The 13528-nt window shown below is 46.0% G+C and carries 14 protein-coding genes; 11 read left to right on the top strand and 3 right to left on the bottom strand.

Annotated elements, in window-relative coordinates:
* Positions 1–16: 16 nt before the first annotated feature.
* Together MHI30_RS01830 and MHI30_RS01835 are read right to left on the bottom strand one after the other, a co-directional pair.
* The gene (locus MHI30_RS01830; RefSeq protein ID WP_075753763.1) at positions 17–829 is read right to left on the bottom strand and encodes an ABC transporter permease subunit; all 813 of its coding nucleotides are present in this window, start codon (positions 827–829) and stop codon (positions 17–19) included.
* A complete protein-coding gene (locus MHI30_RS01835; RefSeq protein ID WP_075753765.1) occupies positions 826–1713 on the bottom strand; it encodes an ABC transporter ATP-binding protein in 888 nt (295 codons plus the stop codon). Before MHI30_RS01835 ends, MHI30_RS01830 begins: the two co-directional genes overlap by 4 nt.
* A gap of 150 nt (positions 1714–1863) precedes the next feature.
* Here MHI30_RS01835 and MHI30_RS01840 point away from each other — a divergent pair, with 150 nt between their 5' ends.
* From MHI30_RS01840 to MHI30_RS01890, 11 genes are all read left to right on the top strand, one after another.
* Positions 1864–2451, top strand: coding sequence for a TetR/AcrR family transcriptional regulator (locus MHI30_RS01840; RefSeq protein WP_075753767.1), 588 nt, complete (start codon positions 1864–1866; stop codon positions 2449–2451).
* 113 nt (positions 2452–2564) lie between these two features.
* Positions 2565–4460, top strand: coding sequence for a DUF2207 domain-containing protein (locus tag MHI30_RS01845; protein WP_075753769.1), 1896 nt, complete (start codon positions 2565–2567; stop codon positions 4458–4460).
* Between the two features lie 409 nt (positions 4461–4869).
* Entirely contained in the window at positions 4870–5472 is a 603-nt protein-coding gene (locus MHI30_RS01850) for a TerD family protein (RefSeq protein WP_075753771.1), read from the top strand.
* 27 nt (positions 5473–5499) lie between these two features.
* Positions 5500–6081, top strand: a complete 582-nt coding sequence (locus MHI30_RS01855; protein ID WP_020450064.1) for a TerD family protein — start codon at positions 5500–5502, stop codon at positions 6079–6081.
* 79 nt (positions 6082–6160) lie between these two features.
* Positions 6161–6739 (top strand): TerD family protein, encoded by a 579-nt coding sequence (locus MHI30_RS01860; RefSeq protein WP_075753773.1) that lies wholly within the window; start codon positions 6161–6163, stop codon positions 6737–6739.
* 65 nt (positions 6740–6804) lie between these two features.
* Entirely contained in the window at positions 6805–7578 is a 774-nt protein-coding gene (locus MHI30_RS01865) for a TerC family protein (protein ID WP_075753775.1), read from the top strand.
* A gap of 92 nt (positions 7579–7670) precedes the next feature.
* Positions 7671–8852, top strand: coding sequence for an HpcH/HpaI aldolase/citrate lyase family protein (locus MHI30_RS01870; RefSeq protein ID WP_075753777.1), 1182 nt, complete (start codon positions 7671–7673; stop codon positions 8850–8852).
* A gap of 132 nt (positions 8853–8984) precedes the next feature.
* Complete coding sequence (locus tag MHI30_RS01875; RefSeq protein WP_003178729.1) at positions 8985–9206, top strand: helix-turn-helix domain-containing protein; 222 nt, start codon at positions 8985–8987, stop codon at positions 9204–9206.
* 5 nt (positions 9207–9211) lie between these two features.
* On the top strand, positions 9212–10816 hold the full coding sequence (locus MHI30_RS01880) for a YceG family protein (RefSeq protein ID WP_057957822.1): 1605 nt from the start codon (positions 9212–9214) through the stop codon (positions 10814–10816).
* Between the two features lie 16 nt (positions 10817–10832).
* A complete protein-coding gene (locus MHI30_RS01885; RefSeq protein WP_020450069.1) occupies positions 10833–11927 on the top strand; it encodes a toxic anion resistance protein in 1095 nt (364 codons plus the stop codon).
* Between the two features lie 150 nt (positions 11928–12077).
* Positions 12078–12779: a cytochrome c biogenesis protein CcdA gene (locus MHI30_RS01890; protein WP_075753779.1), complete on the top strand. Its 702-nt coding sequence runs from the start codon at positions 12078–12080 to the stop codon at positions 12777–12779.
* Positions 12780–12797: 18 nt separating this feature from the next.
* On the opposite strand, the gene MHI30_RS01895 is transcribed toward MHI30_RS01890, so the two are convergent.
* Positions 12798–13484 (bottom strand): type II CAAX endopeptidase family protein, encoded by a 687-nt coding sequence (locus MHI30_RS01895; protein ID WP_075753781.1) that lies wholly within the window; start codon positions 13482–13484, stop codon positions 12798–12800.
* Positions 13485–13528: the final 44 nt, after the last annotated feature.

Below are 13528 nucleotides of genomic sequence, written 5' to 3' on the forward strand. Positions count from 1 at the left end.
GAGCGGCGTTTTTACATTACAGCGGCAAGTCGCGCTTTTTAAAAATGAGAATGCTGAGTGCGAAGGCGGCAAAACCGATGGCGGCGAGAACAAGAGACACTTGAGCGATATCAGCGCTCCCGTTCACAATATCGCTTGGCCTGAATAAAGAAAAAACCGACAGGCTCCTCAGCCATTCCGTCGTTTCGCTTAGTTTGCCGAGCAAGTCGAAGCTGAAGAATAAAAACGTGATGCCTCCGGAAAGTCCGAGGGCTCTTTTTTCGTCATTTGATATGGCCGAAAAGAGGAACGAAATGCCGCCGACGGCAAAGAAGAGCAGAAAACCGAGCATGTTCAGAATGAGAAACCTTGACACATTAAAATCGTAATCACCGTCCAGCATCAAATGGTAGCCCGCCAGCCCGGCCGCTGTCGTCACGGCCATAATGATCAAAAGACCCGTCGTTAAAACGGCTGCTTGGGTGAAAGCCACTTTGCCGCGCGTTGTCGGCGCGGACAGAATATAGGCCATTGACCCTTGATCCACGAGCTTTGCCAAAAGCTTAGTCGACAGCATGACAGAGAAGATCGACAAAATCACGATAAAGATTAAACCGTAATACTCTCCAGACATAAAATCTTCAAGATTCCCCAGTCCGTTTTCAAACCCAAAAGCATTGAGAAAGCCTTCCGGCATCGATTTGATCATTTTCTCAATATCCTCCGCATTGCCCGCGATGCTTGGATAAATGCCCAGTATCAAAAGGATATAGAAAGCGGAGCCTGCCCCGTAGCTCATGATTCCTTTTATGTTTGTTCTCATCATTTGTTTGTACAGGGAGAAGTTCATTTCACTGTCCCCTTTCTGTCATAGTAGTTCATGAAAATCTCTTCAAGGCTTTGTGAAGAAGCATCAATGTGCCGAATGTGATATTTGGCGGTTTCTTTAATAAAATGATCATGGTTCCCTAAAACGGCCACTTTGACACGATTGTCCGTCCGGGATTCGATTTGCAGACCTGAATTCATGAAGGCGGGAATATCGCCCGTGTTTTCAAATGTAACTTCAAATACCTTTCGCTGCATCGACTGCAGTTCATGTATATCTTTGACGGCAATGATGATGCCGTCTTTTATAATGGCGGCTCTGTCACAAGTTCGTTCGATTTCAGGAAAGCTGTGGGAAGACATTAAAAACGTCGTTCCTTTCGCTTTTTCTTCGAGCACGATTTCAATAAACACTTTTTGCATCAGCGGATCGAGGCCTGATGTCGGTTCATCAAGAATGATGACTTCAGGGCTGTGCATAAAGGCAGCAACAATCCCGACTTTTTGCTTCATTCCTTTCGACATTTTTCTGATCGGCGTATGAACATCGAATTGGAGCCGTTCGATGAGTTCATTGCGCTTAGCTGTATCTTTTAAACTGTGCATGTCTGCCATGAAATTGAGAAATTGTTTTCCCGTCATTCCTTCGATAAATGCAATCTCTCCGGGAAGATAGCCGATATGCCGCTGAATGTCGCCTTGATGATTTCGGACGTTCATTCCGTTTACTTTGATATCGCCTTGATCAGGCTTCATAAACCCCATGATATGTCGAATGGTCGTCGATTTTCCGGCTCCGTTCGGCCCTAAAAACCCAAAAACTTCACCTTTTTGAACATGAAATGAAACATCAAATATACCTTTGCCATTGGAAAACTTTTTCGTAAGCCGTTCAACTGTCAGCATGTGACACCTCCAAAAATAAAAATTATGAAATAATAGTGATTGAAAATTACATAATTTATTTTAAGTTCTTATGAACTTTTTCGTCAACGGAAATTAGTGAAATATTTTTATGTTATAATTTCATTAAGAAAGATACGTAAGGATGGTTATATGAACGGATTTGAAAAAAGGGCTTTGCTGATTAAAGAGAAGATCAAAAAGACGGCTTTGGATATGCTCAAAACATGGGAGCCAAAGCGCATCCGGATAACCGATATCGCAAAAGAGGCAAATGTTTCGCAGGTGACGATCTATAATTACTTTGGAAGCAAAGAAGCGCTCCTGAAAGAGGTTTTCAAAGACTATATCGATCAGTCCATCAGCGATTTTGAAGAATATATGAACAAAGATATTTCTGTTAAAGAAAAGATTGAATTGATGATTTTGCAGAAAAGGGAAGCCAATAATCAAAAATTTGCTTTAACGGTCGTCAAAGAGGTGATGATCGAAGACAGTGAAATCATGGATTATGTAAAGCGGCAATACGATGAAAAAATCATTCCCCTTATGCTCCAAATGATTGAAGAAGGTCATCGGACAGGCGAAATCTCTCCCAAGATCACCGCGGAAAGCTTTCTCATCTTTATGAATATGATCATTGAACATTCAAAAACTCTGGGTGAAGCCTTTGAAAAAAACAGACAGTTTACAGAGGAAATGATGCATATTTTCTTTTATGGCTTGTGCGGCAGACCGTAGATGTGCTTTTAGAATAAAATTGTCATCTCTGTCATTTCTGTGAACCGCTGAAACAATTTCCTTGCTTTTCCGTATATAAGGCAGATACAAAAAACGAAAGGATTTACTAAACGATGAAGCACTCCTTTTTCTTTTTTATGTTCATTGCCTTTTTTCTCGTCACAGGTTTTTCTGAAGCAGGCAAATCCTTTTCGATCGAGCGGGCTGATATACGCGCGACAGTAAAAGAAAACGGTGATTTAAGCGTAGAGGAAGTTTACACATACGATTTTAAAGGCTCTTTTGAAGGGGCGACAAGATCGTTCAGCGAAGAAACCGCGAGCCGCTTGAAGAATTTTAAAGCCTATCTCCTTCCCGATCACCAGAAAAAAGGCGATCAAGCCATCCCGTTGAAGACAAAGAAAGAAGACGGGACTTATTATGCTTATTCGGCATCAAAGGATGAAACAAAACATGTGATGTTTCGCTATGTGATCGAAGATGCCGCCCAAAAGTTTGAAGACACGTCGATTTTGATTCATTCATTTTACCAAAAGGCAAATACGGATTTCGGCCGGGTAAAGATTGAAGTGCATCTGCCTGATTCGGTAAAGGCACGGGATATTCATGCGTTTTTGCGTGAAAAAGGAAACGGAAAGATTACGAAGGTGAACGATTCATCAGTCATCTATGAGACAGGACTCTATCGCGCAGGCACGGGCTCGGAACTGAGGATATATTTTCCGCAAAGCGCCTTGAAAGAGGCGGTCCGGCACCCTTCTTATCAGACAAAGGATGAGCTGCTGAAGGAGGAGAGAGACGAGGCGAAACGCTACGCCGATCGGGATGAACGGATTGCCGGCGCAGACAGGATGATTTGGATATTTTCGGGGATTGTCGGGTTCATGGTCATCATGGCTGTCATGCTTTCGTTTTTGAAGAAGAGACGCCGTGCCATGCTTTCGTTTGAAGAACTCGAGTCCTTTGATCCTGTACTTGTCGCTTTTCTTTACAAAAAAGGCCGTTTCACAGACCGTGATCTCCTGGCCGGCATGCTTTCGCTTTATCAGCGGGGATTGGTCACTATGCGGAAGGTGCAGGCGGAAGAAAGGTTTCTTGACGATCCTGAGGCGCCTGATGACACATACCAATTCGAATTTTCCGGGAGCAAGGCGGATTTGCCAAAGCCTGATCAGCTCTTAATTGAAAAACTCTTTGAGCAAACGGGCAGCGATACCTATATGTTCAGGCTGGATTCCATCAGCGGGCCGACTGAGGAGGAATGCAAGCATAAGGAACAGCTGGGCAAATATGAACGAAAGAGAATCATTCTTCAAAACGTGGTTCAAAAATGGACGGAAAGTGTCAGGCAAGCGCCTGAATTCAGGGAGCTGTTTCAAGAAAACCGCTGGCTGAGAATGCTGTCGCTTTCACTGCTTTCTGTCCATACCGGACTCCTGCTCTTTATCCTGTATGCAGACGTGGTGCATCAGGCCGGATTCATGGCGGCTTGCGTCATATTTGGCTTTGCACTGTCGGCGGGCATTGTTCTTGCGAAATCAAAGCTGTATACGATTTTGTTTTTGGCCGGCTTGTTTTTAGCATCTGTGTTTATCGACAGCATTCATACTATTTTGTATTACGGCATATGCGTCGGGCTGTCTATCTTATTGATTGCCTTCATTCCGGCCGTAAAAGAAAACGGGTACGCTTCCATCTGCCGAAGATCGATTCTTTCTTGGAGAAACCATCTGAGAAAAGAAGATTTGTTTTCAGGGAGAAGCCTGTCTCAAAACGAAAAGACGATGATCTATGCAATTGTGCTTGAAGTTGAGGATGAATCTGCAGGATGGTTCAATCAATCAGCAAACAGGCTTGATTACGCTTCCCCTGTCCTTGGTATGGCCGCAGCAGGCTGTTTGCATTATCCGTTTTACAGCTGGCAGCTGCCGTCTTCGCAGGAGCACGCCGGGGCATATGATGCGGGCGGTTCCGGAGCGGGCGGGGGCGACGGGGCAGGAGCTTTTTAAGCAGAAAAGGGGCTTGTCGCAACCGATAAGGCCCCTTTCTGCTTGTTTCCCCGCTCTATCTGATCCCGCATTCGCTGCTCAGCGGTTTTGGTTCTGCGGTGACAGGTTGATGTCTGTACGCTTTTGCAAAGCCGAACAACGGCATGTTATGGTAAAAAGCCTTATCATCGCTACTATTGTCGTCTATATTTTGACGAGGATGAAAAGATGATAAAAAAATATCGAAAAACCGCGAAACTTTCCCCTGAATCTTTCCGTATATATAGTTAAGCAGGTTAAATAATGATTCATTGGTCTTGTAGTTGTGAAGATATGAATCACGCTGGCGTGATAATTGGATCTATCAAACTCTTATTCTCATCCAGCACTGTGATCTTGAAAGTCATGATTCAACGGAGGAGTGAACAGTTTGGCTATTTCTTTAGAGAAAGGTCAGCGGATTGATTTAACAAAAGGGAAAGCGGGGCTTTCGAAGATTTTGGTCGGTCTCGGCTGGGACCCGGTTGCGTCCGGAAGCGGCGGTTTTTTTGGAAAGCTGTTTGGAGGAGGAACCCCGAATATTGACTGTGACGCATCCGTGCTGATGCTGGAAAACGGAAGAGTCACGGAGAACAAGAACGTCATTTATTTCGGAAACTTGAAGAGCAGATGCGGCAGCATCGAACATACCGGAGATAATCTGACAGGGGAAGGCAGCGGAGATGATGAACAAATCATCGTAGATTTGCAAAAAGTTCCTTCGCATATTCATAAGCTTGTCTTTGTCGTGAATATATACGATTGCGTGAAACGAAGCCAGCATTTCGGAATGATCGAAAATGCATTCATACGCATCGTCAATATGAACGATCGCGTGGAGATGGTCAAATACAATCTGCGGGACGATTATTCTGGACGGACAAGCCTGATCGCGGGGGAGATTTACCGTGACGGCGCCGAGTGGAAATTCACCGCAGTCGGAGAAGGCACAAACGATACGAGCATTACGGAAATCGTCAAACGCTACGCCTGACATTTATAAAAGAAATGGGGAGATAACATGGCAATTTCATTAGCGAAAGGACAAAAGATCGATTTAACAAAAACAAATCCCGGATTGTCGAAAGTCGTCGTCGGCCTTGGCTGGGACGTCAATCAATATGACGGCGGCGCTGATTTTGACCTGGATGCGAGCGTGTTTCTGCTCAATGCAGAAGGCAAATGCGCTTCTGAAAAGGACTTTATTTTCTATAATCAGACCGAAGGCGCAGGCGGAGCTGTCATACATACAGGCGATAACCGGACAGGGGAAGGCGAAGGAGACGATGAGCAGGTAAAAATCAATTTGAATGCAGTGCCTGCCGACATTCAAAAGATTTCTTTTGTGATTACGATTCATGAAGCGGAAGCGCGCCGCCAAAACTTTGGACAGGTGTCAAATGCTTACGTTCGCGTGATCAATGAAGACTCGAATGAAGAGTTAATCCGCTATGATCTGGGTGAAGATTTCTCGATTGAAACAGCGCTGATTACGGGAGAGCTGTACCGTCACGGAGAAGAATGGAAATTCTCAGCGATCGGCTCAGGCTATCAAGGCGGGCTGGCGAGGATCGCCACCGATTTCGGCCTGCAGGTCGGCTGATTTTGACGATCCGGACAGCAGTCGCCGCCCTGGCGTCCGTTTGTCCGGTGCCTGACATTTCTTAAAGGAGGTCCTATCGATGGCGATTCAATTATCTAAAGGACAACGGATCGATTTAACGAAAACGAACCCCGGTTTGACGAAAGCGCTGATCGGTTTAGGCTGGGATACAAACAAATATACCGGCGGCGCCGATTTTGATTTGGATGCGTCGGCTTTTCTTGTCGATCAGAACGATCGTTGCATCAATGAACGCGACTTCGTCTTTTACAACAACCTCGAGCATCCGAGCGGCGCCGTGATTCATACGGGTGATAACCGGACAGGGGAAGGTGAAGGCGATGACGAGCAAATCATCGTCGATTTCTCAAAAATACCCGCCCATATTGAAAAGATCGGCATCACGGTGACGATTCACGAGGCGGAAAGCCGCAGCCAAAACTTTGGACAAGTCTCAAATGCGTTTGTCCGGCTCGTTGATGAATCAACAAATGAGGAGCTGCTTCGCTTTGACTTGGGAGAGGATTTTTCGATTGAGACAGCGGTTGTTGTTTGCGAATTGTACCGTCACGGAGCCGATTGGAAATTCAATGCCATCGGCAGCGGATTTTCCGGCGGATTGGCATCGCTTTGCCGCAACTACGGCCTGCAAGTCTAGTTTTGCCGGCTGAATCACGTTTGCGTGGTTCAGTCTTGCTTTTTCATCATTAGGAGGTAACCAAAGTGGATTTATTTCATCATATTATGTCAGTTTACGCCTCATTTTTCGATTGGGAAATGTGGGTGGAAGTATTAACGGACCCCGTTTCCTGGGGGCTGATCGGCTCGCTGGTCGTGCTGGAAGGGCTTTTATCGGCGGATAACGCTCTCGTTCTCGCCGTCATGGTAAAGCACCTACCGGAAAAACAGCGCAAAAAAGCGTTGACGTACGGTTTAATCGGAGCCTACTTCTTTAGGTTTCTATTCATTGGACTTGGTATGATCCTGATTAAATTCTGGTGGATCAAACTGCTCGGAGCCGCATATCTGGCATGGCTCGTCATCAAGCACTTCTTCATCGGTGAGGGCGATGATGAAGCAAACGCCATCAAAAAAGACAGCTGGATGGTACGCGTTTTCGGGGTATTTTGGGCGACTGTCATTTCTGTAGAACTCATGGACCTCGCATTTTCGGTGGACAGCATCCTGGCGGCATTTGCCGTATCTGAAAAGGTATGGGTGCTTCTGATCGGCGGCATGCTCGGCATCTTAATGATGAGAACCGTTGCGAAATTCTTCCTGACGCTGATTGACAAAGTGCCTGAACTGGAAGCGACGGCATTCGTTTTAATCGGGATCATCGCACTGAAAATGGCTGCGAGTGTATGGCATATTGAAATGCCGCACAGCGTCTTCTTTATCATTCTGATTATCGCTTTTGCCGTGACATTCATCATTCACTATATGAACAAGCAAAAAGCTGTGAAAGAGCAAACGGCGGCGTCAAAGGAAGAATAACAAACTGCAAAACATAAAGGGGGGAGTATATCTGCTCCGCCCTTTTTTACATCAAAGGGGTGTATGATTCTTATTCAAAGAAGGTGACCCATATGCAATACTTTGATTTTTTATCCGCCTCTCAAAAAGAAGATGTCTTTTTCAAACTGCCGGGTTCGGTTACAAAAGACTCTCCGAAGCACATTCTGGAGCATGCGCTTGGAGCTGCGCTTTATGTTCCGGGGAACCGAAAAGATATAGCAGATGTCATGATCAATAACAAGTATCCTGAGCTGTGCTCGGTCGTTTTTTGCCTTGAAGATTCGATCGGCGATTGTGAGGTTCTCCAGGCTGAAAACAATCTTGTCAGTCAGGCCGACAGGATTTACCAGGCGCAAAAACTGCAGAACATCAGCGGCGATGTGCTGCCGCTGATGTTTATCCGGGTGCGGGAACCGGAGCAAATGCTCGAATTGGGCAACAAGCTCGGCCGCGCGCTTCACTTGTTTACCGGATTCGTATTTCCGAAGTTTTCGATGCTGAATGCGGAGCACTATCTTGATACTTTAACGAAACTGTCGCAAGAATCCGGCATTGTGCTGTATGGAATGCCGATCTTTGAGACACCCGATCTGCTGGCAATGGAAACGAGGGCGAAGGCGCTGCAGGAATTAAAATCAACGCTGGGCTTTTACCAAGATATCGTTCTGAATATCAGGATCGGCGCGACTGATTTGTGCGGTCTGTACGGGATAAGAAGAAAACCGGAAACGCCGATTTATGACGTTTTGGTCATCTCTGATTTCATCAAAGATATCGTCAATTATTTCGGCTTGCAATTCGTGATTTCGGGGCCTGTCTGGGAGTATTTTGAAGATGCTTCGCGAACGGTTCAGACTTTTGGGCCGAATTGGGCTGATGCGGGAGAATCTTCGCTTGAGATCAATCGGTATATAGACGGATTGATCAATGAAACGCTTCTTGATCTGGCCAACGGCATTCACGGCAAGAGCGTGATTCATCCGTCACAAATAAAAGCGGTCCAAAGCCTGCACGTTATATCAATGGAAGATTATCTGGATGCCCTGAGCATCGTCGAAAGTGCCGACGGCACCCGAGGCGTTGTGAAAAGCTCTTTTTCAAATAAAATGATCGAAATCAAGCCATACCTCAGCTGGGCCAAAAAAATATTATTAAAGGCTGAAATCTACGGTGTATATCATGAAAACCGCAGCTATACAGACATACTTAGAGCGTCCAAACCGCTTTCAAATCTTGGATCGTTCGGAAGTTAGGCCGGGCCGGGTGATGAGAAATGGGCAAAGCGCCTTTGCATCACTCCGGTCTCAAAAATAAGAGCCGCAGACGGCATTATATATTGTGAATATTCTCAGGAGAAAACAAATGAATGTTTAGGATGAACAGCCATGATGAAAATAGTCGATCTCACGAGCAGCGAGATTCTTAGTTCCCAGCAGGCTTGTGAAGAGTGGGGGATTGATTCGTCTACGCTCCGAAAGAGAGCGCATGATTTTCCTGCAGGAACAATCCGAAAGTTCGGGACAACCTATGCCGTAACAAGAGCGGGCATGTGTGCCGTATTTGGACGGAAAAGTGACACTGACTCAGAAGAAAGGGGAGACGGCTGAGCGCTATGAATCAAGAGATTAATATTCAAAACGCCCTGGTCAATGATGATGAATGGAAGCAGATCATCAAGAAGCCGCTGCCGGAGAGAACCCCGTATGAAAAAAACGGACATCTGACGATAAGCCGTCTGGCGGGACGGATTCTCGGAACGCCGCACGATGAAACGGATTACTACATATATCTCCATGAGCTGTATGAGTCCGGTGATGTGCATGTGTTAAGCGAGACGCTTGATAAGACCATTTCTCCGGAAAGGTTTCAGGCCATACAGCGCATCCATATGGTCAATCAGAAAGAAAATGGGCTTTCCGTCAATCGGTTTGCCGCTTTTCTCGACGGGGAGCAGCTCATTCCTAAGCACCCTGACGCCGCTATGCACCGCCATTTAAGGAAGGCACTTATCGAAGTGCTGCAGATGTTTCAGTCCTTTCATGAAAAAGGATTGAACGATCCGGATTTTCGCCGGGTCCTCCTCGACCTTGTCAAATGGATGGGCAATCATTTGGAGAAGTGGCTGAAAGAAGCCGACTGCGAAAATGTGATGCCAAAAGTGGTTTGGTATGGGGACACCACAAAAAGCCAACGGTATTTTTTATACTATTTGATGCTTGTTGGATGTGATGTGCTGCTGTTTCATCCGGAGGGAAAAGACGAATTTCGCCAGCTTGATCCCGAGCAAAAGCTTTCTTTTGTCTTCACATACCCGGGCACGTCTGCATTAGAGCCGTTCCCGACGGAAAAGCCTCAGCGAAAATCAACGGTGGCGTACCGTTCTGCGAAGGAGCTGGATACAGTTCTGCACAATGAGGATTCGCTCATGTACAAACCTTGGCAGTTCAGGGAGCATACGCCGGTCTCCGTGACTTTGAAGACCACGTATGATGAACTGTTTTTAATTGCGAAGGAACGCGCCTTTATCAGACCCGATTTTCAAGCGTCTCAATCAACGGTCAACATTCCGAACTTATTCGCGATGGTCATGGGCGTCTCCAGCAATGAAAAAGAGTACTGGGACCGTCTGCAGACGCTGACGGAGTATAAGGAGTCGCATACGATCCGGAGCTTCCCATTTACAAAGGAAGAGACGTCCAATTATCAATTCCATTACAGCCATGCGCTTGATCAAACGGGGATGATCGATCCGGACCGTTTGATGGAGAGCAATATATGGCGCTACAAGCATTTGCCTGAGGGAGTGCAGCGCGGCATTGCCCAAGCGGTTTCCAGGCTGTGCAAAAGCCCGAAGATGCTGGCCTTGAACAATGAAAAATCAGCCGATGTGCAGCTGTATTTGTTTACCCAGGCGGTACAGCTTCCGGCAGCGCTTTTGAATATGATTCAGACATTTGACTATTCACAGACAGTGCCGAAGCTGATCTTGTATCACACTGAACAGACGGGAACACTCACCCGTTCAGACGCGGCCGCCTTGCTTTTGTTAAATGAAATCGGCATCGACATCATCATCTATAATCCGCCGGGCTATAAGTGTATTGACCGCTATATCGATGGACAGCATTTCGATACCCATTGGCTTGATGACATGTCCTTCAACCAGGAGTTTAAAGAGCCGTCAATCGTCCGGAAGTTCATCAATAAAATCTTTTAAGGAGGGGGCCACTCTGATGGCAAATCCAAATGAAACAAGCATCGTCAATATCAGCAAAGAGGAAGAGATCACGATTGAAAAAGCGGAAGACATCCGTGCCAAACTCCGCCGGGAGCCCGATGTGCAAGCTCTGACTCGGCAAATTGACGTAAAAAACCAAGTGGAGCTTTTAGAATTCGGAAAAGAGCCCGCTCTTGAAATATCCAAGTTCTCAGACCGCATTCTCTCTATGATGAGAACGAACAGTGTGACAGATTCAGGTGCGATGTTGACGCAGCTCGGAAAAATTATGGACCGCTTTGACAAGAATGACTTTGAAGAACAGAAAGGCCTGCTTTCCAAGTTATTTAAGCGCGGCAACAGCATGATCGAGAAAATATTTAAAAAATATCAAACACTCGGCGGTGAAATCGAAAAAATCAACGTCGAAATTTCGAAATATAAAGATGAAATGACAAAATCGACCGTGACGCTTGATGAAATGTATGAAAGCAACCTCAATTACTATGTGGAGCTGGAGAAATACGTCGTAGCCGGCCAGATGAAAATAGAAGAATTGCAGCAGCTCATCCCTGAATATGAAGCGAAAGCGGCCAGCGGTAACCAAATGGCACAGATGGAGCTTGATACGCTTCGAAACGGCATTCAAGCGCTGGAAGAACGGGTGTATGATCTCGATATGGCCCGGATGGTCGCGATTCAGACCGCGCCGCAAATCCGCCTGCTCCAGCGCGGAAACACAAAGCTGATCGGAAAAATCAACTCGGCATTCATCATTACGATTCCGATTTTCAAAAATGGCATCATCCAGGCTGTTACCGCCAAGCGCCAAAAGCTTGTCGCCGATTCAATGAGCGAACTCGACCGCCGCACCAACGAAATGCTGAAGCGGAACGCGGAAAATATTTCGAGCCAGTCCGTTGAAATCGCGAGAATGTCCGGAAGGCCGAGCATCGATATTGAAACGATCGAACAGTCTTGGAATACGATTGTCAAAGGCATGCAGGAGACGAAGCAGATTGAAGATGAGAACAAACGCCTGCGCGAAGAAGGGGCAAAACGCATATTGGAACTTCAGGACAATATGAAAAAAGCCGCTTTAAACGGTTAAAAAGGATAGTGAAGAAGCCGTCCGCCGGATGAGCTGGCGACGGCTTCAAATATACAAAAATCACCGCCATGATAGGCGGTTTTTTATGTTATGCTAGAGAAAGAGAACCGCATGGTAAAAAATATATAAACATGAAGGGGATGGAAGTGTATGACCGCTTTATGGCTGGCATTCGGCGGCGGTTTCCTGTCGTTTATTTCTCCGTGCTGTCTGCCTTTGTATCCATCATTTATTTCCTACATCACCGGGATTTCGGTCAGCGATTTGAAAGGCCGAAATGCAAAGCGCATCAAACAATCGGTGATGATTCACGCGGCGGCTTTTTTGGCCGGTTTTTCTGTGATTTTTTACATATTAGGTTTCTCCGCCAGCTCGTTTGGCCTGCTGTTTTTGCAATACCATAACTTGATCCGCATGCTGGGCGGAATATTTGTCGTCGTCATGGGCCTGTTCCTCCTCGGCGTTTTCCGGCCGGCTTTCATGATGAAGGAGCGGCGCCTTTCGTTTAGAAGAGGAAAAATAGGCTTGTTGAATTCAATGCTTGTCGGAATGATTTTTGCGGCGGGCTGGACGCCGTGCATCGGGCCTATATTCGGAACGATCGCATATGCAAATTTTCAGAACCCTGATTTTGGGAGCGCATTCATGATGATCACCGCATATTCTCTAGGTTTTGCCATTCCTTTTTTACTCATGGCATTTTTTATCGGAAACATCAGGCCGCTTATGAAATATTCGAATATGCTCATGAAAATCGGCGGCGCGCTGATGATCGTCATCGGCATCCTGCTTTATACGGACAACATGATATGGATGAATATCTGGTATTCGAATTTGACGAATCTCTTTTGAACAGCTTCCCGCGCCGCATTATGTGAGTAAGATTGTGAAAAACAGCAAAAGCGCGTTAAATAAACTATGGATGAGCATCGCAGGTATAATCGATTGTGTTTTTTCGTATGTCCAGGCAAACACAAGCCCTGTTGCAAAGTTAACGGCCAGGGTGTTATATGTGGGGATGTGAGCGATCATAAAGAGAGCGCTGCTTGCAACAAGTGCCCATACAACCCCGAATTCAGCCCGGAACCAGCGGTAAAGAAAGCCGCGGTAAAACATTTCTTCATAGATGGGAGAAACGATGCAGGCAGAAGCGAAAGACATGGCAATGTTCAACCATGAAAGATCGGCAGTGATCGTTTTTGTTTTTGTATTTTCGTAGCCTACCCCGAACCAAGTCAGGATTTCCATTATGGCAGACGTCATCACGATTAAAAAAACCGTCCATCCCGCTATTTGAATCCAGTATGCAGGGGCGAACCGGGAGATCCCGATTTCCCGCCAGGACAGGCGGTCAGGCTTTAAGGCGATATAGTACAGGCTTAAAATAAAAGCGGCCGCCATTGCAATACCCATCAACATGGCTGAAGGCATGCCTTCGCCTAAAAGCAAATCCAAAGCGTTTTTTAATAAATACTCAATGAAAATCGGAACAGCTGCAAATGCGATTAAAAGCAAGCAGACCAGCTGCTTTTTGTCCCAAGGATTTTTCCATTCCATCACAAAACCCTCCTATTTTTTAGATAAAATCATTTTAAATAGTG

The organism is Bacillus sp. FSL L8-0528, from assembly GCF_038593085.1.
GTDB lineage: Bacteria > Bacillota > Bacilli > Bacillales > Bacillaceae > Bacillus > Bacillus paralicheniformis.

Excerpts from the sequence above, each read along its gene's own strand:
- MHI30_RS01830 (WP_075753763.1), bottom strand. The coding sequence starts at position 829 with ATGAACTTCTCCCTGTACAAACAAATGATGAGAACAAACATAAAAGGA.
- MHI30_RS01835 (WP_075753765.1), bottom strand. The coding sequence starts at position 1,713 with ATGCTGACAGTTGAACGGCTTACGAAAAAGTTTTCCAATGGCAAAGGT.
- MHI30_RS01840 (WP_075753767.1), top strand. The coding sequence starts at position 1,864 with ATGAACGGATTTGAAAAAAGGGCTTTGCTGATTAAAGAGAAGATCAAA.
- MHI30_RS01845 (WP_075753769.1), top strand. The coding sequence starts at position 2,565 with ATGAAGCACTCCTTTTTCTTTTTTATGTTCATTGCCTTTTTTCTCGTC.
- MHI30_RS01855 (WP_020450064.1), top strand. The coding sequence starts at position 5,500 with ATGGCAATTTCATTAGCGAAAGGACAAAAGATCGATTTAACAAAAACA.
- MHI30_RS01860 (WP_075753773.1), top strand. The coding sequence starts at position 6,161 with ATGGCGATTCAATTATCTAAAGGACAACGGATCGATTTAACGAAAACG.
- MHI30_RS01870 (WP_075753777.1), top strand. The coding sequence starts at position 7,671 with ATGCAATACTTTGATTTTTTATCCGCCTCTCAAAAAGAAGATGTCTTT.
- MHI30_RS01875 (WP_003178729.1), top strand. The coding sequence starts at position 8,985 with ATGATGAAAATAGTCGATCTCACGAGCAGCGAGATTCTTAGTTCCCAG.
- MHI30_RS01880 (WP_057957822.1), top strand. The coding sequence starts at position 9,212 with ATGAATCAAGAGATTAATATTCAAAACGCCCTGGTCAATGATGATGAA.
- MHI30_RS01885 (WP_020450069.1), top strand. The coding sequence starts at position 10,833 with ATGGCAAATCCAAATGAAACAAGCATCGTCAATATCAGCAAAGAGGAA.
- MHI30_RS01890 (WP_075753779.1), top strand. The coding sequence starts at position 12,078 with ATGACCGCTTTATGGCTGGCATTCGGCGGCGGTTTCCTGTCGTTTATT.
- MHI30_RS01895 (WP_075753781.1), bottom strand. The coding sequence starts at position 13,484 with ATGGAATGGAAAAATCCTTGGGACAAAAAGCAGCTGGTCTGCTTGCTT.